General features: G+C 49.8%; 21 protein-coding genes and 1 riboswitch. Of the genes, 17 read left to right on the plus strand and 4 right to left on the minus strand.

Going from position 1 to position 21,857, the window contains the following annotated elements; genetic code table 11:
* Nucleotides 1-14 precede the first annotated feature (14 nt).
* The 6 genes from BLR64_RS01845 to nagZ (BLR64_RS01870) are packed head-to-tail and all read left to right on the plus strand — an operon-like array spanning nucleotide 15 to nucleotide 8,081.
* A complete protein-coding gene (locus BLR64_RS01845; RefSeq protein ID WP_090711658.1) occupies nucleotides 15-908 on the plus strand; it encodes a carbohydrate ABC transporter permease in 894 nt (297 codons plus the stop codon).
* 24 nt (nucleotides 909-932) lie between these two features.
* Nucleotides 933-2,609 (plus strand): extracellular solute-binding protein, encoded by a 1,677-nt coding sequence (locus BLR64_RS01850; RefSeq protein WP_090711660.1) that lies wholly within the window; start codon nucleotides 933-935, stop codon nucleotides 2,607-2,609.
* A gap of 24 nt (nucleotides 2,610-2,633) precedes the next feature.
* Complete coding sequence (locus BLR64_RS01855) at nucleotides 2,634-3,626, plus strand: N-acetylglucosamine kinase (protein ID WP_090711662.1); 993 nt, start codon at nucleotides 2,634-2,636, stop codon at nucleotides 3,624-3,626.
* Nucleotides 3,611-4,912, plus strand: a complete 1,302-nt coding sequence (locus BLR64_RS01860) for a 6-phospho-beta-glucosidase (RefSeq protein ID WP_090711664.1) — start codon at nucleotides 3,611-3,613, stop codon at nucleotides 4,910-4,912. Before BLR64_RS01855 ends, BLR64_RS01860 begins: the two co-directional genes overlap by 16 nt.
* A complete protein-coding gene (nagZ, locus tag BLR64_RS01865) occupies nucleotides 4,909-6,438 on the plus strand; it encodes a beta-N-acetylhexosaminidase (RefSeq protein ID WP_090711666.1) in 1,530 nt (509 codons plus the stop codon). The genes BLR64_RS01860 and nagZ (BLR64_RS01865) overlap by 4 nt, the downstream gene beginning before the upstream one ends.
* 29 nt (nucleotides 6,439-6,467) lie before the next feature.
* A complete protein-coding gene (gene nagZ / locus BLR64_RS01870) occupies nucleotides 6,468-8,081 on the plus strand; it encodes a beta-N-acetylhexosaminidase (RefSeq protein ID WP_090711668.1) in 1,614 nt (537 codons plus the stop codon).
* Between the two features lie 125 nt (nucleotides 8,082-8,206).
* On the opposite strand, the gene BLR64_RS01875 is transcribed toward nagZ (BLR64_RS01870), so the two are convergent.
* Complete coding sequence (locus BLR64_RS01875; RefSeq protein ID WP_090711671.1) at nucleotides 8,207-8,857, minus strand: nitroreductase family protein; 651 nt, start codon at nucleotides 8,855-8,857, stop codon at nucleotides 8,207-8,209.
* Nucleotides 8,858-8,975: 118 nt separating this feature from the next.
* Here BLR64_RS01875 and BLR64_RS01880 point away from each other — a divergent pair, with 118 nt between their 5' ends.
* The 3 genes from BLR64_RS01880 (at nucleotide 8,976) to deoD (ending at nucleotide 11,126) form a co-directional block, all read left to right on the plus strand.
* Nucleotides 8,976-9,356 (plus strand): MerR family transcriptional regulator, encoded by a 381-nt coding sequence (locus BLR64_RS01880; RefSeq protein ID WP_167360576.1) that lies wholly within the window; start codon nucleotides 8,976-8,978, stop codon nucleotides 9,354-9,356.
* Nucleotides 9,357-9,381: 25 nt separating this feature from the next.
* Nucleotides 9,382-10,197 (plus strand): AAA family ATPase, encoded by an 816-nt coding sequence (locus BLR64_RS01885; protein WP_090711673.1) that lies wholly within the window; start codon nucleotides 9,382-9,384, stop codon nucleotides 10,195-10,197.
* Between the two features lie 41 nt (nucleotides 10,198-10,238).
* A riboswitch (purine riboswitch) is annotated at nucleotides 10,239-10,338 on the plus strand.
* Between the two features lie 68 nt (nucleotides 10,339-10,406).
* On the plus strand, nucleotides 10,407-11,126 hold the full coding sequence (gene deoD / locus BLR64_RS01890) for a purine-nucleoside phosphorylase (protein WP_090711676.1): 720 nt from the start codon (nucleotides 10,407-10,409) through the stop codon (nucleotides 11,124-11,126).
* Nucleotides 11,127-11,255: 129 nt separating this feature from the next.
* On the opposite strand, the gene BLR64_RS01895 is transcribed toward deoD, so the two are convergent.
* Both BLR64_RS01895 and BLR64_RS01900 read right to left on the minus strand, forming a co-directional pair.
* Complete coding sequence (locus BLR64_RS01895; RefSeq protein WP_208607114.1) at nucleotides 11,256-12,065, minus strand: class I SAM-dependent methyltransferase; 810 nt, start codon at nucleotides 12,063-12,065, stop codon at nucleotides 11,256-11,258.
* Nucleotides 12,066-12,140: 75 nt separating this feature from the next.
* A complete protein-coding gene (locus tag BLR64_RS01900) occupies nucleotides 12,141-12,476 on the minus strand; it encodes a winged helix-turn-helix transcriptional regulator (RefSeq protein WP_090711678.1) in 336 nt (111 codons plus the stop codon).
* A 143-nt stretch (nucleotides 12,477-12,619) separates the two neighbouring features.
* Between BLR64_RS01900 and BLR64_RS01905 the strand changes: the two genes are divergently transcribed.
* From BLR64_RS01905 to BLR64_RS01915, 3 genes are all read left to right on the plus strand, one after another.
* A complete protein-coding gene (locus tag BLR64_RS01905; RefSeq protein WP_090711680.1) occupies nucleotides 12,620-13,537 on the plus strand; it encodes a DsbA family protein in 918 nt (305 codons plus the stop codon).
* A gap of 197 nt (nucleotides 13,538-13,734) precedes the next feature.
* Nucleotides 13,735-14,262 carry an ABC-2 family transporter protein gene (locus BLR64_RS01910; RefSeq protein WP_090711682.1) on the plus strand — a complete coding sequence of 176 codons (528 nt, stop codon included), beginning with the start codon at nucleotides 13,735-13,737 and terminating at the stop codon, nucleotides 14,260-14,262.
* 102 nt (nucleotides 14,263-14,364) lie between these two features.
* Nucleotides 14,365-14,790, plus strand: coding sequence for a hypothetical protein (locus BLR64_RS01915; protein WP_090711684.1), 426 nt, complete (start codon nucleotides 14,365-14,367; stop codon nucleotides 14,788-14,790).
* Between the two features lie 93 nt (nucleotides 14,791-14,883).
* On the opposite strand, the gene BLR64_RS01920 is transcribed toward BLR64_RS01915, so the two are convergent.
* The gene (locus BLR64_RS01920) at nucleotides 14,884-15,501 is read right to left on the minus strand and encodes a TetR/AcrR family transcriptional regulator (RefSeq protein ID WP_090711686.1); all 618 of its coding nucleotides are present in this window, start codon (nucleotides 15,499-15,501) and stop codon (nucleotides 14,884-14,886) included.
* Between the two features lie 139 nt (nucleotides 15,502-15,640).
* Between BLR64_RS01920 and BLR64_RS01925 the strand changes: the two genes are divergently transcribed.
* The 5 genes from BLR64_RS01925 to BLR64_RS01945 all read left to right on the plus strand — a co-directional run bounded on the left by BLR64_RS01925 (nucleotide 15,641) and on the right by BLR64_RS01945 (nucleotide 21,852).
* Nucleotides 15,641-16,387 (plus strand): alpha/beta hydrolase, encoded by a 747-nt coding sequence (locus BLR64_RS01925; protein WP_341833371.1) that lies wholly within the window; start codon nucleotides 15,641-15,643, stop codon nucleotides 16,385-16,387.
* 136 nt (nucleotides 16,388-16,523) lie between these two features.
* Entirely contained in the window at nucleotides 16,524-17,156 is a 633-nt protein-coding gene (locus BLR64_RS01930; RefSeq protein ID WP_090711690.1) for a universal stress protein, read from the plus strand.
* A 36-nt stretch (nucleotides 17,157-17,192) separates the two neighbouring features.
* Nucleotides 17,193-20,057: a Na+/H+ antiporter subunit A gene (locus BLR64_RS01935; RefSeq protein WP_279615453.1), complete on the plus strand. Its 2,865-nt coding sequence runs from the start codon at nucleotides 17,193-17,195 to the stop codon at nucleotides 20,055-20,057.
* On the plus strand, nucleotides 20,045-20,377 hold the full coding sequence (locus BLR64_RS01940) for a Na(+)/H(+) antiporter subunit C (RefSeq protein ID WP_068724183.1): 333 nt from the start codon (nucleotides 20,045-20,047) through the stop codon (nucleotides 20,375-20,377). The genes BLR64_RS01935 and BLR64_RS01940 overlap by 13 nt, the downstream gene beginning before the upstream one ends.
* Complete coding sequence (locus BLR64_RS01945) at nucleotides 20,374-21,852, plus strand: Na+/H+ antiporter subunit D (RefSeq protein WP_090711692.1); 1,479 nt, start codon at nucleotides 20,374-20,376, stop codon at nucleotides 21,850-21,852. Before BLR64_RS01940 ends, BLR64_RS01945 begins: the two co-directional genes overlap by 4 nt.
* The last annotated feature ends 5 nt before the right edge of the window (nucleotides 21,853-21,857 follow it).

Consider the following 21,857-nt stretch of genomic DNA (forward strand, 5'->3'; position numbering starts at 1 on the left):
GGGGGCAGATATAGATGAAGCTGACAGCCGGGGACCGGGTACTCGTAACGGTGATCTACATTTTACTAGCAATACTAGCCTTTCTGTCCTTTTATCCTTTCTGGAACGCTGCCGTTATTTCTTTTAACAACGGAACAGACACAATGCGCGGAGGAGTCACTTTTTGGCCAAGACAATTTTCACTTGAGAATTATTCGGTGGTATTTCAGGACAGCCGACTGATTAACGGCTTCGTAATCTCCGTATTGCGGACTGTAATCGGCACCTTCACCTCGATTGCCGCCACTGCAATTTTTGCATACGGCATGAGCAAATCAGAGCTGATGGGGCGCAAGTTTTATATGGTTTTCTGTATCATCACGATGTATTTCAGCGGCGGACTGATTCCGAGCTTTCTGCTGATCCGCGAGCTGGGCATGTTCAACTCCTTCTGGGTTATGGTCATCCCGGGACTGATCAGTGTCTGGAACATGATTATTTTCCGGACCTTCTTCAAAGGAATACCGGCAGGGCTGGAGGAATCCGCGAGAATCGACGGCTGCTCCAACTGGGGAGTACTGCTGCGCATTGTGCTTCCGCTGTCAGGGCCGGTCATTGCGACCTTGTCGCTGTTCACCGCGGTCTACCACTGGAATGACTGGTTCACACCCAGCATCTACCTCAGCAATGTTGATTTAATGCCGATTCAGACCAAGCTGCAGCAGATCCTCAATTCTAACATCATGTCCGAACAGATGGCCCAGCTGGACGCGGCTGCACAGGGACGGATGAACAAAATGCGCGCCGTCACAACCAAATCCCTGTCCATGGCTACCATGATGGTCGCTACGATTCCGATTTTATGCGTGTATCCTTTCCTGCAAAAATACTTCGTTAAGGGCGTTATGGTCGGTTCACTAAAAGAATAAAGGAACTCAAGGGGGAATTAACCAATGATCTCAGGCAAAACAAAGGTGTCCGCTTTAGCGGCTGTTCTTAGTCTTATGATTGGTTTAACGGGCTGTACAGGCGGCAACAACAGTCCTTCAAATACTTCGAATTCCGCAAACAACGCTAATGCAGCAGCAGATAACAGTCCGGATGCTGCCGGAGGCGGGGGATATGTGCTTGGTGAGCAGCCGCTGGAATTCTCCTTCTACGGCCATTATGACTGGTATACAATGCCTAACTGGGGTGAGGATCTCTCCTCCAAATGGATTAAGGATAATAAAAAGGTGAATGTCCTGCCTGTCAGCTCCGGAGGCAATGCCAAGCAAAAGCTAAGCACCATGATCGTCTCCGGCGAGCTTCCCGATGTCATCTGGATGGAACGCGGAGCGGATGTCGAGCAGCTGCGGGCTGCCGGAGCGTTGGTACCGTTTGATGATTATCTCGACAAATACCCGAATCTGAAGGAATGGGCAGGCGAGGAGACACTGGATATGCTGCGTTCCTCCGACGGCAAGCTCTATCAGTTCCCGAACTGGTACACCACTCAGCCGAACGGAAATACCGGTTATCTGGTCAACAAAAAAATCTATAATGAGCTGGGCACACCGCCTCTGGAGACTACCGACGATCTGTATGCTTACCTGAAGCTGGTCAAGGAGAAGTACCCTGACGTGGTTCCGTTTGAGGTCGGACAAGGCGCGGAAGGGATTGATGTCCTGTCGTCCGCCTTTGCCGAGAACCGTCCTTATGTGTTCAGCGCCCTCAGCATGATGGCGATTCCAAGCGGCAATGAAATGACCTCCGTATTTAAAGACGATGCGTTCCGTTCCTCACTGGTGTATGCGAATCAGCTGTACCGGGATAAGCTGATCAGCCAGGATGCATTCACCCAGAATCTTGAGCAGGTGGAGCAGAAGATCATTACCGGCAAGATCGCGGTATACGCCGCCTCCAGTCCGACAGAGTATGGCGCAATCGGCAACTCGCTGCTGAAGGAGCAGGATCCGGAGGCCGGCTATATCATGGTCTGGCCGATTCATAAGGCAGGCCTGGATAAGAACAAGATTTTCCCGGGTGCCTATAATCAGCTTGGCTGGAATGTGAGTGTCATTACCACTGCCGCCAAGGATCCGGAAGCTGTCTTTGCTTTCCTCGACTGGTTCACCGGACCGGAAGGCCAGCGGATTATTATGTGGGGACCTGAAGGCAAGTACTGGGACGGAACAGATGAAGAAGGAGCTCCGCTGTTCACTGAGGCTTTCACAACAGATACCAAAGGCCGCGATGAGCTGATGAACGCTACGGTCAATCTGCAATGGAACGGCAACACAGTGTATGTGGACAATTCCAAAATGAAATTTGAATCTACGCTGCCGGAAGACCAGAAGAGCTGGGAGACCAAGTGGCAGTCCGAAATTACCTGGAAAACACAGTTTGATACGACTGAATTCGTAAATCTGGCACCTGCCGGCGATTCCCAGGAAGGAATCATCTCGCAGAGTGTAGGCGAAATTTACGAAAAAGCCAGAGCACAGGCTGTGCTCAATGCCAAAAATGAGGCTGAGGTGCTGGCCATTCTGGATAAGGCTGAAGCGGATGCCCAGCAGGTTGGATACAGTGAGCTGCTCAAATACAAAACGGAAAAATGGCAGGAGAACCGCAGCAAATTAGGAAAATAAACTGATCTACAGGAGCGGGAGACTGTGAACTATTACTTGGGCGTTGACGGCGGAGGCAGTAAAACACTGGCCGTCATATCCGATGCCGCGGGCCGGATTGTGGGACGCGGCACAAGCGGATGCGGTAACCATCAGACAGGGGCTGCAAGGGCCGAGATCAACATCCGGGAGGCAGTGGAGGAAGCTCTCCTCCACGCGGGCCTCCGCAAAGAGCAAGTCACCTATTCATTATTCGGACTCGCTGGAGCTGACCGGGAAGCTGACTTTAAGATTCTGCGTCCGATGATAGCGGGGTTGGGTATGGAACCCCATTCTATCGTATGCGATACGGTTATCGGCCTTCGGGCCGGGACCCGGCAGTCCTACGGCGCCGTGGTGATCTGCGGGACCGGAACCAACTGCTACGGTATCAACCGCAGCGGGCAGGAGCTGCAGGTTGGCGGCTTCGGGTATACCTTCGGCGATTTCGGCGGAGGCTCCGATCTGGCAGTTGAAGCCTTCCGCAGCGTGATCCGCGCCTGGGAGGGACGCGGCCGGCCTACCCGGCTGGCCCAGGCTGTTTTGGGCAAGCTTGGCTATGCATCTGAAGAAGCGATGTTTCATTATTATCTCGATCACGGGCTGCGTGTACCGCACGAGATTGCCAAGCTGATCTTCGAGGTCGCAGCAGAGGATGAAACCGCGCGTACTATTCTGCAAAAGCAAGGAAAGGAGCTGGGGCTTGCGGCCAGTGCGGTGATCCGCAGGCTCGGCATGCAGCAGGACACCTTCGATCTGGTGCTGGCCGGCAGCATTTTGACCCGCGGGGAGAGCAGGTATGTAGTCCCTTATATTGCAGAGACAGTATCCCATGTTGCTCCCGGCTGTACCCTGCAAATGCTGTCACAAGAGCCGGTAGCAGGAGCGCTGCTTATGGCAATGGAGAAATCGGGGATTCAGGTGGAGGAAGCGGTCTATGAGCAGTTACAACATACCTTATCCGTAAAGGCGGCGAATGCAGTATGGCAGAACGACTGAAAGTGGCGGTAATCGGGGGAGGCTCCTCCTATACTCCGGAATTAATTGAGGGGTTTATCCTGAACTACGCTACTTTTCCGGTAACAGAAATTGTTCTCGTTGATATACAGGAGGGCTTCCACAAGCTGTCCATCGTCGGGGAGCTTGCCCGGCGGATGATTGCCAGATCCGGGCTGCCGATTGAGCTCAGTCTCACACTGGACCGGCGCTCGGCACTTACGGATGCCAGCTTTGTCACTACACAGATGCGTGTGGGCAGGCTCGAAGCCCGCGGCTGGGATGAGACCATTCCGCTGAAATACGGGATGATCGGCCAGGAAACGACTGGCCCGGGAGGGATGATGAAGGCACTGCGGACCATTCCGGTACTGCTGGAGGTCGCCAGGGATATGGAGGAGCTGTGCCCGGATGCGTGGCTGCTGAATTTTACAAATCCTGCGGGCATGGTGACCGAGGCTATCCATAAGCACTCAAGCATCAAATCCATCGGGCTGTGTAATTCTCCGATCGCCGCCTATAAATGGCTGTCTGAGCTGTATCAGGTGCCGGCTGAACGGATTTATTGTGAATTTGCCGGCCTGAATCATCTGCACTGGATCAGCACCATTACTATTGACGGTGAGTCCAAGCTGCCTGAGCTGCTGGCGAACCGGGACGGCTATTCCGCCCGCAATGTTCCGCAGTATGACTGGAATGCGACGCTGCTGTCAGCGCTTAAGGCGATTCCTTCCTATTATCTGAAGTATTTCTATCTGCACCGCGAAATTCTGGCGGAGCAGCAGGGAGCTGCAGCCCGGGGAGAGACTAGGGCCGAAACCGTCCAGCGCCTTGAGGATGAGCTGTTCGAGCTGTACAAGGACGAGGAGCTGGCCGAAAAGCCGAAGCAGCTGGAGCAGCGGGGAGGAGCTTATTACTCTGAAGCCGCAGTCCGGCTGATGAATTCACTGTATAATGATTCCGGCGATATTCAGACCCTGAATGTGCCTAATCAGGGCATTCTCGGATTCCTTCCGGACGACGCCTGCATTGAGGTCAATTGCAAAGTGCATAAGAACGGACCCGTTGCCATGCCGGTTACTGCCGTACCGGAAGCGGCCAAGGGTCTGATCCATGCGGTCAAAACCTATGAGGGATTGGCAATTGAAGCTGCTGTAACCGGCAGCCGTTCGACCGCCTTACTTGCTCTTGCCCATCATCCGCTGGTACCTTCAGCCAATGACGCAGAAGCGATGCTGGATGAGATGCTGGAGCAGAACAAAGCTTATCTCCCGGGGTTTTTCAAATGAACCTGGAACAGAAAATTGCCCGGATGTGTGTCACCGGGCTGCCTTCCAAGGCAGCGGACTCCTCGTTTGAGGAGCGGCTAAGAGCCTTGCCTTCAGGCGGGCTCGGTTTGTTTCCGCACAATATAGACAACGAATCTCAGTTGCGCAGGCTGGTCCACGGTGTGACGGCTGCTGCCGGCCGGCTCGGATTCACTTCACCTTACCTTCTCTCCATTGATGAAGAGGGAGGCAGTCTGGCTAATCTGAAGGGGATGTTCCCACATGTGCCGGGCAACCGCGCGGTGGGCCTGATCGGTGAGCCTGCTGCAGCCTTTCTGCAGGGAAAGCTTATCGGCAGCCAGCTGGCCGTACTAGGCATCCCGATGAGCTGGGCACCGGTGCTGGATGTGAATACGAATATCTTGAACCCCGTAGTCGGTGTCCGCTCTTATGGTGAAGAGCCGGCTAAAGTAGCAGAGCTTGGCACCGCATTTATCAAGGGGATGCATGAAGCAGGCATAGCCGTTACGGCCAAGCATTTTCCCGGCCACGGACAGGTGGATGGCGATTCGCATATCGAGCTTCCGTCATGCGGGCTGCCCCTGGAGGAGCTAAAGAGCGGACCTCTTATTCCGTTCACGGCTGCCATAGCTGCAGACTGCGACGCGATCATGATGGCACATATCGTCTTCACGGAAATCCCGCAGGCCGAAGGCCTCCCGGCTTCTCTAAGTCCTTATTTTGTTACAGACCTGCTGCGTAATGAGCTGGGGTTCCAGGGTATCATCTGCACAGATGATGTAGAGATGGGAGCCATCCGGAACACCTTTGAGCCGGAGCTGATCGGCGAGCTGGCAGTCACTGCCGGCAATGACATGATCCTGATGTGTCATACGCCTGAATTCCAGGACCGGGTCATCAGGGGGATAGCCGAAGCTGTCCGTCAAGGCCGGATAACGGAAGCCAGAATTGATGAATCCCTGCAGCGGATTGACCGGCTCCAGGAGCGGATGCAGCTGCACAGCAGACGCGCCTCCCCGGTGCCGCGTGCAGAATGGGTTAGCAGGACAGCCGAGCTGACCCGCTCAACGGTAAAGCTGCAGCGTGATCCACGGCAGAGGCTGCCGCTCTCTCCAGAGCTGCGGTACCTGCTGCTGCTGCCGCAGCCGGAGAGGCTAACCCTGGCGGATAATACTGACAGCAAGGCTCTTGAGCTGGGGGCGCTTATGGCAGACCGGGGATTTAATCTTACCGTACAGTATATTCCGAACAATCCTGCTTCCGGTATGATTCATGAGATCATAGCCGGGCTTGAGGAATACGACACAGTCATCCTGGGCACCTGGAATGCCCATATTTTCAGCGGACAGCTGGAGTTGGCCGAAGCTGTTAACCGCGAAAAGCCGCTAATTGCCGCCGTTCTCCGCAATCCGTATGACGCTGAACGGTTGCCTTCTTCTGCATCTGTCATCCTGGTCTGCGGAACCTCTGTTTATTCATTGGAGTCGCTGGCCGATGTCCTGACTACCGGAAAAACAACACTATAACCCGAGAACAAAGGAGCTGTAGCTCATCAATGAATGCTGCAAAGGACCAAACGCTTCGTATCCGCCATAAGGTAGGACAGATGTTCATGTGCGGATTTATGGGCACATCCCCGGACAAGGATATTTTGACACTGATTCAGGATTATCATATCGGCGGCATTATCTATTTCCGGCGCAATATCGGAACGGCTGAGCAGGTCTACGCCTGTTCAGCGGCGCTGCAGCGGGCTGCAGCCGAGCCCCTGCTGATCGCCATTGATCAGGAAGGAGGCATGGTTGCCCGGATTGAGGACGGAGTCACCCTGATGCCCGGCAATATGGCACTGGGGGCAACCCGCAATCCGGAAGGGGTCCGGCAGGCTGCGGCCATTGCCGGAGCAGAGCTGCGCCACCTGGGGATAAATATGAACTTTGCCCCCTGTGTCGATGTGAACAACAATCCGGCCAACCCGGTCATTGGCGTGCGTTCCTATGGCGAATCTCCGCTGCTGGTCAGCGAGATGGGCAGCGCAGCTGCTGCAGGCTATCAGGAAGCGGGAGTGGCGGCAACGATCAAGCATTTTCCGGGCCACGGAGATACGGATACGGATTCTCACCTGGCCCTTCCGTCTATCAGCCATAACCGCGAAAGACTGGCGGAGGTCGAATTGCTGCCGTTTCAGCGAATTATAGAATCCGGGGTCGATGCAGTCATGACTGCGCATGTCGTATTTAAGGCCTATGAGGATGACGTTATACCGGCAACCTTGTCCGAGAATATTCTGACCGGGCTGCTGCGCGGGGAGCTGAACTTTGACGGCGTTATTGTAACAGACTGTCTGGAGATGAACGCGATCTCACAGACCGTCGGAGTGGGTGCGGGAGCCGTGCAGGCGGTGAAGGCCGGGGCCGATCTGATCCTCGTCAGCCATACTTATAGCTGGCAGGTTGAGGCGATAGAAGCTGTAATTGAGGCTGTTATCCGCGGAGAGATTTCCGAGGCCAGAATCGATGCATCAGTGCAGCGGCTGGCAAGCCTTAAGGCTAAACGGGGAATTACCGGAGCAGAGCCGCAAGCCTTCCCGGCTATACAACAGCAGCTGGCTTCCGAAGCATCGCATGAAGTAGCCCGTACCCTCAGCGAACAGAGCATTACCTTATTATGTGACGACGGGCAGCTTCCGCTGGCAGAACATGAAGGCATCTATGTCATATGGCCGGAGGTCCGAGTCAATCATGAGGTAGTCGAAGCGCTGCAGGAGGAAATGACGCTTGGAAAGGCATTGAAGCCATATTATGACGGGGTCACTGAACGGATTATCGGCGTTGACCCTTCGGCTGAAGAGATCGCAATGGTGCTGGAGGAGAGCCGTTCTTTTACTCAGATTGTGGCAGCGACCTACAACGCCGATTTTTCGCCCGGTCAACGCCAGATTCTGCAGGAGTTTACAGCACGGACAGGATGCAGGCTAATCGTTGTGGCAGTGCGCAACCCTTATGATTTTACCGCTGTTTCCGGGATACGAACCTATATTGCTTCATATGAGAACAAACCACTGGCAATGCAGTCTGTGGCCAAGGTGCTGGCAGGACTAAGCTTCACCCGCGGTGTACTTCCGGTAACGGTTGGAGCTTTTGCCTATGGATCGGGTATTGTAAGCTGATTATTAGAATATCCTCGAGCGCATCTGTAAAAAGTGAAAAGATGTCGGCTGCTCCGGCAGAGTAATTCTATATTTAAAAAGACCCGTATTTATTACGGGTCTTTCTATTTAGGGGCAACTGCGGTTTATGCCCAGGTTGTAATCGTACCAACCGGCAAACGGTAGGACGGATAGCCCGTTTTGGCTGCTTTACCTATTGAGATTAGCATTACCGGCTGAAAGCGGGTCTTGTCCAGGCCAAAGGCTTCGGCAATCTGTTCCTTGGCATAACCGGCCATTGCGTTCGTATCATAGCCGTGAGCACGGGCGACAAGCATTAGCTGCATCGAGATAAGGCCAGAGTCGATGAGGTTCACATCTCGCAGCTCAGCTGCAGACATATTGGCATAATAAGGCTTCACTTGCTGCAGCTGCATGTCCATAACTTCCTGAGGCATATATCCAAGCTCAACGGATTTGCTGAAAATTTCATCCATGTATTCGGTATTGTTGGCATCGTAAAATACTGCAATTACAGCTGAGGAAGTCAGTGCCTGCGTCTGGTTAAATGAGGCCAGCGGCGCAAGCTTCTCTTTCCCTTCAGGTGTGTCAATGACAAGAAAACGCCATGGCTGCATATTTATTGCGGAAGGAGCACGGGATGCTTCTGCCAGTATTTCAGTCATTTCCTCCCGGCTGATTTTTACTTCAGGATCATACACTTTAACGGACCGGCGCTCCAGGACGATTTCATTAAAATCATTTGTCTCACGGTATTTCCCGGTAATTGTACTCATATAAACAGGCTCCTTCAGGATTGGATTTGTGAGGTGTGTGAATGTTCCTTATGCTCACTAGAAGGATTGTAAACTATGAAGTATACTTTATAGCAAGAGTTTAGATGAGGTGATTTTTATGAAAATTAGTGAAGTAGCACAAAGGGTTGAACTGCCGATATCCACTATCCGTTACTATGAGAAAATGGGAATTATTACGGATGAGTACATCTTGCGGGAACAGAACAACTACCGGAATTATTCCTCTGAAATCCTTGACTACCTGCAGGTTGTGAAAAATTGTTTAGCGGTCGGTTTTACAATCAACGACATTAAATCTATGATCTCGTTAAAGGGAATATCAAAGGAAGAGCAAGCACGCATCATTAAAGAAAAAATAGCAGAGATAGAAGCGGCCCAGAAAAATCTGGAGAATGCCAAACAAACGCTCTACGGACTCCTGCAAACAGATATCACCTGTGAGAACGGGTTCGGAAAGTATGATAGAACCGTGAGCTGATTCAATATGCAAAAGGAGTGCAGCAATGATCTATCTGAGGAGCTTCAAGCTGTCTGATCATATCAGCCGAAATCCTAACATTTACCCCGATCATGTCTTCAAGCACATGGCCGGAGAGGTTTTATTGTTTGACAAGGTAACGGTGTTGTACGGCAATAACGGCAGCGGTAAATCCACCCTGCTCAATGTCATTGCCAACAAGCTGGGAATTTCGGGGGCTGAGCCGATGACAAGCTATGGTTACAGCCTGTTTGTTAAGCAATTCCTTGATTTGAGCAGCTGCCAGTTAGGTTATGACAAGCAGGAGCGGGAATTGCAGCAGCTTCCGGAAGGAAGCCGTTATATGAAATCCGAGGATATTTTGTATGAGATCAAGAAGATACAGCAGGCCTCCGTTCTGCGTGAGGGGTTAATGCATGAGAAGAGGAAGAACGGGATGAGCAAGACGGAGGCGGAGCAATATGAAGGTTCATATGCGTTTCAGCAGAAGGTGAAGAACATCCAATTCTCCCAGGAAAAATACTCAAACGGGGAAACCTCGATGCAGTTTTTTGAGGAATATTTGCTGCCCGGTCAATTGTATCTGCTGGACGAGCCGGAAACGTCACTTTCTCCCGCGAATCAGATCAAGCTGGCCGAACAAATCAACGAGCTGGCCCGTTATTTGGACAGCCAGTTTATTATTGCTACGCATTCTCCGTTCGTCTTAGGCACGCTGCAGGCTAAAATTTACAATCTGGATGCTAATCCGCTGCAAACGGCCGAATGGTACGAGCTGGATAATGTCCGCTTCTTTCAGCAGTTTTTTGACAAGCATAGGCCTTTGTTTGATAACGGATAGCTGAATAGCCCTTCAGCCCGGCCCTTATTGCAAATTACTTATATTCCATTTATAATTTTTATCGTATAACCTCGTAGATATGGTATGAGGGTCTCTACTAGGAACCGTAAAATCCTGATTACAAGCGGGTGTACATCGTACATTTTATTTGTAATCAGGATTTTTTTGTCAAAACGGTAAACCATAATGATTAAAGGAGCTGTTTACGAATGAGTTCTTCCCCATTTAAAGAAACCCCGCACATCAAGCCAAACGGAGCAGAAATTGCCGAGACGATTCTGCTGCCTGGAGATCCGCTGCGTGCAAAATTTATTGCCGAGACCTATCTGGAGAATCCGGTACAATTCAACGAAGTCCGTGGAATGCTCGGATATACCGGGACCTATAAAGGTAAAAAAATCTCTGTCATGGGTACAGGGATGGGCGTTCCGAGTATCGGTATTTATTCATGGGAGTTAATCAATGTATTCGGTGTTAAGAACCTGATCCGTATCGGCTCGGCCGGTGCGTTGCAGGACAATCTGAATCTGTATGACATCGTCTTCGGGATGGGGGCATCGACCAACTCAAACTACGCTTCCCAATTTAATCTGCCGGGACAATATGCCGTTACTGCTTCCTATGAATTGTTAGAAAAGGCCAAGAAAACGGCTGATGAAAAGGGACAGAAGGTTCACATCGGCAACATTCTGACCAGTGATACTTTCTATAATGCGGACAAGTCTGCCGCAGGAAAGTGGAAGGATATGGGTGTCCTGTGTATCGAGATGGAAGCAGCAGCGCTGTATTTAAATGCTGCCCAAGCCGGCGTTAACGCCCTGTGCATCCTGACGATCAGTGACCACATTTTCCGCGCAGAGGAAACAACCTCTGAAGAACGCCAGACTTCCTTCACCAAAATGATGGAAATTGCCTTAGAGCTGGCTTAGATTCCATTGAACCTGAAATCCCGTAATCACTAGGATTGCGGGATTTTTGTGCGCAAAAAGCAAGCAGCAGACAGACAGCTTAAAGAGGCTATGCTCACCGCCAAGGGTAAGAGCATAGCCTTATTTTAACTACAGCTTTCTTGCCTTAATTACAAACGTTACAGGCAGCGCTCTTGCTTTTTTCGCAAAATCACTGTCATCACCGTAAGCCCCGAGCAAAAGATCATCCGACGCCTCAACCATTTGCTCAATGATAAAGCCGGCTTTGGCCAGTGCATTGACATAGGTGGACATTTTGCGGTCGGATAAAGATAACGTGTTGCCGCCCAGCTCTACGGAATACCAGGATTCATCGAAATAATTCTTTTTGAAGACAAGCATGTCCTTCTCGGCAGCAACGCATTTGTGTATCGGGTGGGACCAGCTGAAGATGAACACGCCGTCTTTATTCAGATAAGAGGCGATCCGGGCAAAGGTACCTTCAAGATCAGTAGTCCAGCCAATCGCATAAACGGAATATATGATGTCAAAATAATCCTCGATCAAGCCGCATTTGTCCTCCATAGGCGCACAGATCAATTCGGCAGACAGACCATGCGCTGCAAGCAATTGCCGGGTCTTTTCGATCTGGTTCTCAGAAATATCCGTACCCCACAGCTCTGCTGCCTGGCGTTCGCCCATGTAATGCAAGGATTGTCCGCTTCCGCAGCCGATCTCCAGAACTTTCTTGCCGCGGACTTCGCCAAACAGCTGGTGATTTTCTTCAGAGACAAAGGCTCCATATAAGGGAAGAGCTGTTGCGCCTAAAACCTCGTTTCCTTTTGTATCCCAGAACAAGCTGTTCGTGTGATGTATAGCTTCCTTATCCATCTCCACCGTTACCGCGACACCAGCTTCGCCGCCTATAACATTAGTCCTGTAATTAGCCTGCTTGTCCAACTACACAGCCTCCTCACAATAATTTCCTTCTCAAGTATATAGAATTCTGAGCAATATAGGCTGTGATGTTAAGATTCACTTCTCAAGCGTACGGATGTTCCTTTCTCCCCAGGCCACGATGGACTGAATAAGAGGAACTAACTCCTTGCCGGAGGAAGTAAGGGAGTATTCTACCCGGGGAGGGATTTCATTGTATTGCTGACGGTTCACAATTCCGTTATCTATGAGCTCTTTGAGACAGTTGGTCAGAGTCGTGCCAGTAATCCCGTTAAGCCTTCTTTTCAGTTCGTTATACCGGATACTCTCTTCCTCACTTAAACAAGCGAGAATGGGCAGATTCCATTTGCCGCCGATTACCTGAAAAGCAAAGGTTGCCGGACAGAGCTGGTCCATACTCATTTCATATTTCATAGGATATCCTCCGATAGTATATATTTTATACTAGGTATTAATAATAATAGTACTTGTTAAAAAATTTATACAAAATATAATCATACTATGGAAACGATAGTAAACGATCTCATCTAAAATGTAAATGAAGGGTGGACGCAGAAATGACTGATTCCAATATGATGTGTGACCTGGAGACAGGAGTGTGCGGCGTTGCCGGTGAAGATCCGATGCAAGTCATTGACCTGAATCAGGTCGAGACCAAAGTGACGCTCTATTATGTGACGGACCCGATTTGTTCCCATTGCTGGGCTTTGGAGCCTGTACTCAACCGCTTTATTCAGGAATACGGCCCATATTTTGATCTGAAAATCGTAATGGGCGGATTACTGCCGAGCTGGAAAGATTTTTCCGATGGAGGTAACGGTATTCAGAAGCCGGCCGATGTTGCCGGGCACTGGAAAGAAGTAGGGAAGCAGTCGCGTATGCCTATCGACGGCTCGCTGTGGCATACTAATCCTGTTCTTTCGTCCTATCCGCCGTCAAGAGTATTTAAAGTGATTCAAAGCAAGCATGAAGGCAGGGAAGGTGATTTCCTCAGAAGCGCCCGGGAGGCCGTATTCGTCTCCAACCTGAACATTGGTGAAGAGGAAGTGCTGATCACCATCGTTGACCAGTTGGGCCTTGACGGACGGCAAATTGTTGAAGAAGCTGAGCTTGAATCCGCCCAGGATCTGTTGGATGAGGATTTCCGGGTGTCAGCGCGTCTAGGAGTACGGGGATTTCCAAGTCTTGTTATGGTTAATGAAGAGAATAAAGGGGTGAAGGTTGTCGGAGCCAAGGCTTTGGATACTTATGTACAGGCGCTGCAGCAAATAATCCCGCATCCGGTTACACCAAAGCTGAGACCTGGCCTATCCCGGCTTTTAAAGAGCGGACACAAGCTTTTTGCAAAAGAGATAGAAGTGATGTATGGGCTTGCCGAAGATAAAGTGGAGGCCTTTATTGACTCGGAATTACCAAAGGGTGAATATCGTGTCCAGCACATCATGAATGAATTGTATGTAGAAAAGCTGGGTTAATAGGGATAGCCGTGCAGCCGATTCTTAAATGGGCTGCTTTTTTTCATATACATAAACGGATAAATATGGTGTACAGAAAACGTATTGAAAATGAATTCATAACCGATTGTGGCGAGGAGCAATCCGCAAATGGATACCATTGTAGAAATCCGTAATTTAACCAAAACCTACAGGCGGAAGATCATCTCGGATACTGGATAAGGCAAGGGAGCCTGGATATTTACATCACCCGTCCGCTGGGCACTTTCTTTCAGCTGCTGTCCACGGGCCGGTATAACACCGAACTTCCCCTGGACGAATATCTGATCGGTCTTGGACTGATGATCGCCGCGGAGAGTCACATTGATATTATTCCCGGAATGGCGGGCCTGCTCTATCTGGTTTTTACCCTGATCTTTTGCACCATGATCTATACCTGCATTATGTTTCTCTTATCTGCGGCCTCCTTCTGGATCATCAAGAGCAATGCCCTGCATGAACTGGTAGGAAGCATCGAACGACTGATTGAGTATCCGCTGAACATTTATAATTTGACTATCAGAATCATTCTGACCACCATTTTGCCGTTTGGATTTATCAGCTTTTATCCCTCCCAGTATTTTTTCAGCTTTGAGGATAACAAACCATTTATTGTGTGCATTCCCGTTGTGGCGCTGATCCTCATTCTCCTTAGCAGATTCGTATGGAAAAAGGGGTTGCAGACTTATCAGAGTCCGGGAGCCTGATTATTTGAGCCTGTATCCTAGCATTTTGGGTGAACAAGTCCAAGCTAACCTTGAAGACTCCTAATATGATAACGTATAAACCTGAAATGGAGTGATGAACAGATGGCAACAATTATAAGCTATGGCTCTCAGGCACTGATCCCGTTAGACCCTCTTAACGATGTTACAACGATTGCCGGAATCATTGGAGCAGGGGCGGGACTGGCTACAGCACAAGTAAATATTACTCCGGCTAATCCTGCTTCCTTCTCCAGCAGAGTCGAGTTAAATGGCAGCTTTAGTGTTACTGCACTTGCTGATAGTCAATTTTATGTTTTAATCCGGCGTGCCGGAGTCGATATTTATCGATCCTTTTTCCGTTTTACTACAATAACTGATATTCAACTGAATGTTCAGTGGGTAGACGGTCCATATTTGGGAATCCACAACTATGAACTGGTCATTCAAAATGACAGCATCCTGCCTATAAGACTGTTTGGACCTATATCATTCACAGCAGCTGCTATTGGAGGAGAAGGCGTAATTTAAACCGTGAATTTATTACCTAAAGTTCCATTGAGAAATGACGCTTCCATCCGCAGATCATTGTGGAGACGGGAGCGTCTTTTTACAGTTAGGAGATCAAGTAGCCTTTGCTCCCTGAAGAAAGAGGGCTACCAGCTTCTGACCGAGGAAGAGAGGAGATTCATACTTCCCGGAGGCATTATCGCGATTACCCATCAGCATCAAGGTTGAAAAGGTCTCCGCCAGAAACAGCGGGTCCTCCTCACGGAGCTGCTGCTGATTCATGCCAAGCCTGAAATAGTCTGCCAGCAAATCATGAATATCCTGCTCAGCCTCGCGGATGGAACGGATTTGCCCTTCTTCAAGAAACTTCTCAGCTTCTCTCATCATCGTTACAATCTCGGCATGGGGATTAGCCAATCTGGCTTCTGCCAAGCGCAACAAACCCTGTTCAAGATGATCAGCTTCATCCAGCAACCGGGCAGTGACTGTCCGGATATTATGAAGCATGGTTGTCATGGAAACCTTGAATAATTCGGGTTTACTCGCGAAATGATAATAGATGGTTTGTTTGGACACGCCGCATTGATTTCCGATTTGCTGCAGCGAGACCGATTCATAGCCATATTCCTTGAATAATGCGGCAGCAGCCGAAATAATGGTCTGATGAATAGTGGTATCCGTGTCTGCCTGCCTGGGTCTCCCCGGTAAGCGTTTTGCTGATTTCTCTGGCATTGCACACGCTCCTTCATGAATATATTATGACAAAAACCTGTCATTAAGCATAACCTGCTTGTAATTTTACTTACCGGTAAATATAATTAATTTTATATTTAAAATTATTATGAGTAAAGGTGGTTAACCATTGAAAACGGTGAAACGCAAGAGCAGATGGAAAAAGATACTGATATGGACAAGCGTAATCGCCGTTGCCCTTGTGGCAGGAGTGCTGATCTATCTCTCATCCGTTACATACAGCCCGTCCAAACTCGCTGAAGCTGCCATGCAAAGCGACAGTCAAGTCCGTGTTACCAAAGTTAAAGAGGGGTACCGGTTTGAGCCGCAGGCGGCAGAGGCTGTGGAGCCCAATATCATATTCTATCCCGGGGGACTGGTAGAACCTGCAAGCTACTCGCCTCTCGCCAGAGCAATGGCAGAGCGCGGCCACCGGGTATACATTGCCAGGATGCCGCTGAATTTAGCTATTTTTGGCCAAAACAGGGCCGATGCCTTCATTGCTGAACATCCTGATGAAGCTTACGTGATTGGCGGCCACTCACTGGGCGGCGCTTTTGCATCCCGTTATGCATCGGAGCATGCAGGGAAGCTTGAAGGAATTTTCTACTTGGCTTCTTACGCTGATGATGGCGGAAGCTTAAACGCAGCCGGCTTATCCGCATTGCAAATTACTGGAACGGATGACGGCGTATTAAACTGGGAGGAGTGGGAGAAGACCAAAGCCAATCTTCCCGGGGATACGACATTTGTCAGTATAGAAGGAGGCAACCACGGGCAGTTTGGATCATATGGCATGCAAAAAGGCGATCACACGCCCGGGATTACCGAGGATGAACAGCTGCAGAGTGTCGTTAAGGCCTTGGATGGCTGGTTAATGAAGTAAATAAGTTTTCTTTACTTTCTCTCATGAGGACTATATAATAAAGCCAATTGTATATTGATTTAACCGGAGGAGCCTGCCAACAGCGGGCTTTTTTTGCGTCTTTTTCTGGAAATAATTAACTTAAGGAGGGTTTCGAATGGAGATAATTAAGGAGAGTATTATGGTCTGTGTGCATTATGGCCCGCATGGACAACGGTTAATTCAGAGAGGAAGCGAGCTGGCCCGAAAGCTTCAGGCGCCGCTTGTGGTCCTTACGGTAGACTCCGCGGGAGAAAATGAATATAACCCGGAGAAGCAGCTGTACCTTTCAGGGTGGGAGAAGCAGACGAAGGATGCCGGGGGCCTGTTTCTGTACCGTAAATGCAATGGTAAAAAGACGGCACAGGTTATCGTAGAAACCGCCCAGGAGAACAAAGTGACTCAAATTGTGCTGGGACAGTCAAGCCAAACGCTGTGGCAGGAGATTACACGCGGCAATTTCATCAATGATCTGATGGAGCTGGTCGGCACGATTGATCTTCATATTGTTGCAGTGCAGCGATATCCCGAGTTATTGGAGCAAACCCACGAACGCGGATTCACTGCGTATCTGGTAAAGAAAGGTGACCGTTATATTCTTATGGAAGAGCCTGCCGGCAGTGAAGGAACGAAGGGCACCTTCTTCCGGGAATTTGATACGGACTTCAATACGGGTCTTTTTAAAGTTGTGAACAATGGCGAGGCACAATACCTGAAAATTGTACAAAATGAATGGGTTAAGCCCCAGTGAGAACAATAGATGAGAAATAGAAAGGGGTACTGAGCCGTGCTGCATATTGTTATTCTGCTTCCATTTTTGCTGTCAGTGCTAATGCTGTTAATTAGACAAACTACGCGATTTCATCCCGGATGGTTTGTACTGCCTCTTCCGGCGGTTCTGTTCCTGTATTTCCTGTTGAAGATTTCAGCGGTCAGGGCGGGGGAGCCAATTATCGACACGATCGCCTGGATGCCGTCCTTCGGAGTGGATATTACTCTGATTCTAGATGGCCTCAGCCTGATATTCGTCCTGCTGATTACCGGAATGGGGGCCCTCGTGGTGCTGTACTCCATTTATTATCTGGATAAACAGACTGAGGGAATCCGGCGGTTTTACGTATATCTGCTTATGTTTATGGGCGCAATGCTCGGGGTTGTTCTGTCAGATAATCTGATCATCCTTTACGGTTTCTGGGAGCTCACGAGCATATCCTCATTTTTACTCATCGCCTTCTGGTACGGCCGGGAACGCTCCGGTTATGGTGCAGTAAAATCTATGCTCATCACGGTGTTCGGCGGGCTGGCCATGTTTGCCGGATTTAATCTGCTGTATGTAATGACTGGCACTTACAGTATCCGGGAGATTATTCAACTTGCGGGGACCTTCACAGATAACGCTATGTTTATTCCCGCCATGCTGCTCATTCTGCTGGGAGCCTTTACGAAATCGGCCCAGTTTCCGTTTCATATCTGGCTGCCGGATGCAATGGAGGCTCCGACTCCCGTAAGTGCATATCTTCACTCGGCGACAATGGTTAAAGCAGGGATTTACCTGGTGGCCCGGCTTACTCCTGTATTTGCCGGACAATCGGAGTGGTTCTGGCTGGTGTCTGTAACAGGACTGTTTACCCTCATCTACGGGTCATTCAAAGCGATACGGCAGACAGATCTCAAAGCCTTGCTCGCATACTCCACGATCAGCCAGCTGGGGTTGATCATGTCTTTGTTTGGGCTAGGGTCTGCAGCCGGCTTTTTTGCAGGCCGGCAGGATGCGGTTTTTTACACCATGGCGACTGCAGCCGCTCTTTTTCACCTTATCAATCATGCTGTTTTCAAAGGCAGCCTGTTTATGGTCGTGGGCATCATTGACCATGAGACGGGGACCCGCGATCTTCGCAAGCTGGGAGGACTTATGTCTCTCATGCCGGTTACCTTCTCAGTTGCCCTTATGGGGGCATTCTCCATGGCAGGATTGCCGCCGTTCAGCGGATTTCTCAGTAAAGAAATGTTTTTTACTTCCGTACTGAATATCCGTGAGTTTGATATCCTGAACGCCGGATTCTGGCTCCAGCTCTTTGCTGTGGTTGCCTGGATCGCCAGTGTGTTTACCTTTGTATACAGCATGATTCTCGTATTCAAAACCTTTGGCGGGAAGCTCCAAAAAGACAAGCTGGATAAAGTACCGCACGAAGCACCCGTTGGTCTTTTATTGTCGCCGGTGATTCTTGTTTCTCTAACCCTGGTATTTGCCTTTTTCCCGGAACTGGTTTCTCTCCCGCTTGTCGAGCCGGCAATGGCATCCATTCACACCGGGCTTCTCGCTCCTGAGGCACCCTTCGAGGTTTCTATTCATTTCTGGCATGGCTGGACACCCGAGATCTTCATGACTCTTGGTGTAATAGCTTCCGGCTTGCTGCTGTATAAAGGCTATACGCGGTTAAGGGTGCTGGACCGGGAAGCCAGAGGACGCAATACTCTTAACAGGGTTTATGATGCTTCACTCCAGCTGCTGGAACGGGGATCAAGACGCATAACTGATGCATATATGACCGGCTCCAACCGCCATTATCTGCTGTATATCTTCAGTTTTATTATTGTCTCTTTGCTTGCTGTCCTCCTGCGGGAGCCGGGAATCCGCTTTGGCATGGCACAATATGCGGAATTGTCCTTTTACGAATTGGCCGCAATAGCAGTAATGCTTATGGCCGCCTTTGCCGTTCCTTTTGCCAAGTCACGGGTTAATGCCATTCTGTTCACCGGCGGAGTCGGATACATGGTGACCCTGCTGTTTGTTCTTTTCCGGGCGCCGGATCTTGCACTCACCCAAATGATTATTGAAACCGTATCAGTCATCCTGTTCCTGTTATGCTTCCGGTATTTGCCCAAGCTCAAACAGCAGAAGGAAAAATTAAGCTTTAAGCTGCCAAACCTGATAATTGCATTAGGTGTCGGTGTGACCGTAACGCTGGTTGCTCTGGCGGCAATGGGCAGCAGTCCGTTCGAACCCATATCCGAGTACTTCTTAAAGGAAAGCTATAACCTCGCAGGCGGGAAGAATGTTGTCAATGTCATCCTTGTAGATTTCCGCGGGTTTGATACTCTGTTTGAAATCATGGTTCTCGGCATCGCTTCGCTGGGCATATACGGTTTGATCAATTTGAGGATGGAAGAGGATCAGCGGCAGCCGCTGCAGAGGGATACCCGACTGGCTGTTCCCTTACGGAGCAATGATGTCATCCTGAAGACCATGTCCAAGGGGATTATCATTATTATTCTGGTCTTCTCATTTTATCTGTTTTTTGCCGGGCATAACCATCCGGGAGGAGGCTTTATCGGGGCACTTATGACTTCCGCCGCGCTTGTTCTAATGACCATTGCATTTGGTATGGATCAGGTCCGCAAGGCGTTTCCTGTCAATTACCGGGCTCTCACTGCAGCCGGACTCCTGCTGGCTATTCTGACGGCCTCAGGTTCATTCCCTTTTGGTGCTCCTTTTTTAAGTCATGCATTCGGCCACTTCCATTTTCCGATTCTTGGGGATGTCGAGCTGGCAACTGCCGTTCTGTTTGACCTCGGCGTCTATTTGGCAGTGGTTGGCGTGGCGATGAACATTATCTTAACGATCGGAGGGGATAAACGATGGAACTCGTAATGGCGCTGGCCATAGGAATTCTCTTTACAATAGGTGTCTATCTGATCTTGTCAAAAACGCTGCTGCGAATCGTACTGGGAACTTCTCTGCTCACGCATGGTGTGCATCTGCTGCTTCTGACCATGGCCGGACTCAAAAAAGGGGCGGCTCCCGTACTGGGAAAAGAGGATACTTATGTTGATCCTCTGCCGCAGGCTCTGATCCTGACCTCTATTGTAATCAGCTTTGGGGTAACGGCCTTTTATTTTGTGCTTGCTTACCGCTCTTATCAGTCCCTGGGTACTGATGATATAGACAGTATCAAGGAGGCTAAGGAATGAACAATATGTTGGTGCTGCCGATCCTAATTCCCTTGAGCACTGCGGTTATACTGATCTTCTTCAAGGAGAAGATACGCCTTCAACGGTGGATCAGTGTAGTCAGCAGTCTGCTTACTATTCTTGTTACAGTCCTTTTGGTTACCCGTGTCCATGCTGACGGTATACTCACCTTACAGATGGGGGGCTGGGCGCCTCCTTACGGCATTGTTTTTGTTGGGGATATGTTCGCTTTATTGCTTGTAATGACGGCTTCACTTGTCAGCTTCGCCATATTGCTCTATTCGTTCAGCAGCATCGGAGAGAAGCGGGAAAAGTATTATTACTATACGTTTTTTCATTTTTTGCTGGTAGGGGTATACGGTTCTTTCCTCACAGGAGATATCTTCAACCTGTTCGTTTTCTTTGAGGTCATGCTGATTTCTTCTTATGCGCTCATCTCGCTGGGAGGGACTAAGCTTCAGCTAAGAGAAACGTCGAAATATCTGCTCATCAATATTGTATCTTCAACCTTGTTTGTAGCAGCAGTAGCCTATCTCTACGCTGCTGCAGGAACGCTCAACATGGCGCATTTATCCCAGCGTATTACCGAAGCGGGTCAAGGCGGCATAATTAACGTAATAGCCGTATTATTTTTAATTGTGTTTTCATTGAAAGCCGGATTGTTTCTGTTCTTCTGGCTTCCGGGCTCGTACAGTGCACCTCCGCCGGCAATCAGAGCATTGTTCGGTGCCCTGCTGACCAAAGTGGGACTTTATGCGATTATCCGAACGTTCACCCTGCTGTTTGTTAACGATTCGGACCTTACGCATAATCTGATAGCCTGGATGGCTGCGGCTACAATGATTTTGGGCAGTTTGGGGGCTGTTGCTTACAAGGACATTCCTCGTATTTTTAATTATAACGTCATTATCAGTGTAGGCTTTGTGGCCTTAGGGCTTGCTGCCGGTACACAGGATTCGCTGAACGGAGCCGTCTTCTATCTGCTTCACGACATACTGGCTAAAGCGCTCTTGTTCATCCTTGGCGGGCTGATTATATCCGCAGCGGGAACAGACCAGTTAAGCGGCATGGGCGGCATGATTAAGAAATATCCGCTCCTTGGCTGGCTGTTCTTTATACTGGCTCTTGCCTTGGTGGGTATTCCGCCGCTAAGCGGTTTTGCCGGCAAGCTGCTAATCATCCGCGGAGCGTTGGATGCAGGTATGCTGACGTTGGCACTTATAGGTCTTGGATCAAGCTTTATGGTGCTGTATTCCTTAATCAAGGTCTTCAGGCTGGCTTTCTGGGGAAGTGAACCGGGGAAAAAAAGTCCCGCAGTCAGCATTAAAGGAGCTACGGCGGTCGCTGCCGGACTGCTGGTGCTTGTCATTGCGATGGGAATCGGGGCGGATCCTCTATATGCCTTTGTATCGCAGGCTGGTGATGTTCTGGCCTCACCGGCAGAGTACATTCAAGCCGTAATGATGAAGGAGTAGATGAG

Origin of the sequence: Paenibacillus typhae (genome assembly GCF_900099765.1) — a bacterium.
GTDB lineage: Bacteria > Bacillota > Bacilli > Paenibacillales > Paenibacillaceae > Paenibacillus_AQ > Paenibacillus_AQ typhae.

Coding starts and splice junctions, on each gene's coding strand:
- BLR64_RS01940 (WP_068724183.1), top strand. CDS start 20,045: ATGGAACTCGTAATGGCGCTGGCCATAGGAATTCTCTTTACAATAGGT.
- BLR64_RS01875 (WP_090711671.1), bottom strand. CDS start 8,857: ATGAGTACAATTACCGGGAAATACCGTGAGACAAATGATTTTAATGAA.
- BLR64_RS01945 (WP_090711692.1), top strand. CDS start 20,374: ATGAACAATATGTTGGTGCTGCCGATCCTAATTCCCTTGAGCACTGCG.
- BLR64_RS01930 (WP_090711690.1), top strand. CDS start 16,524: ATGGAGATAATTAAGGAGAGTATTATGGTCTGTGTGCATTATGGCCCG.
- deoD (WP_090711676.1), top strand. CDS start 10,407: ATGAGTTCTTCCCCATTTAAAGAAACCCCGCACATCAAGCCAAACGGA.
- nagZ (WP_090711668.1), top strand. CDS start 6,468: ATGAATGCTGCAAAGGACCAAACGCTTCGTATCCGCCATAAGGTAGGA.
- BLR64_RS01920 (WP_090711686.1), bottom strand. CDS start 15,501: ATGCCAGAGAAATCAGCAAAACGCTTACCGGGGAGACCCAGGCAGGCA.
- BLR64_RS01880 (WP_167360576.1), top strand. CDS start 8,976: ATGAAAATTAGTGAAGTAGCACAAAGGGTTGAACTGCCGATATCCACT.
- BLR64_RS01915 (WP_090711684.1), top strand. CDS start 14,365: ATGGCAACAATTATAAGCTATGGCTCTCAGGCACTGATCCCGTTAGAC.
- BLR64_RS01900 (WP_090711678.1), bottom strand. CDS start 12,476: ATGAAATATGAAATGAGTATGGACCAGCTCTGTCCGGCAACCTTTGCT.
- nagZ (WP_090711666.1), top strand. CDS start 4,909: ATGAACCTGGAACAGAAAATTGCCCGGATGTGTGTCACCGGGCTGCCT.
- BLR64_RS01850 (WP_090711660.1), top strand. CDS start 933: ATGATCTCAGGCAAAACAAAGGTGTCCGCTTTAGCGGCTGTTCTTAGT.
- BLR64_RS01905 (WP_090711680.1), top strand. CDS start 12,620: ATGACTGATTCCAATATGATGTGTGACCTGGAGACAGGAGTGTGCGGC.
- BLR64_RS01885 (WP_090711673.1), top strand. CDS start 9,382: ATGATCTATCTGAGGAGCTTCAAGCTGTCTGATCATATCAGCCGAAAT.
- BLR64_RS01860 (WP_090711664.1), top strand. CDS start 3,611: ATGGCAGAACGACTGAAAGTGGCGGTAATCGGGGGAGGCTCCTCCTAT.
- BLR64_RS01845 (WP_090711658.1), top strand. CDS start 15: ATGAAGCTGACAGCCGGGGACCGGGTACTCGTAACGGTGATCTACATT.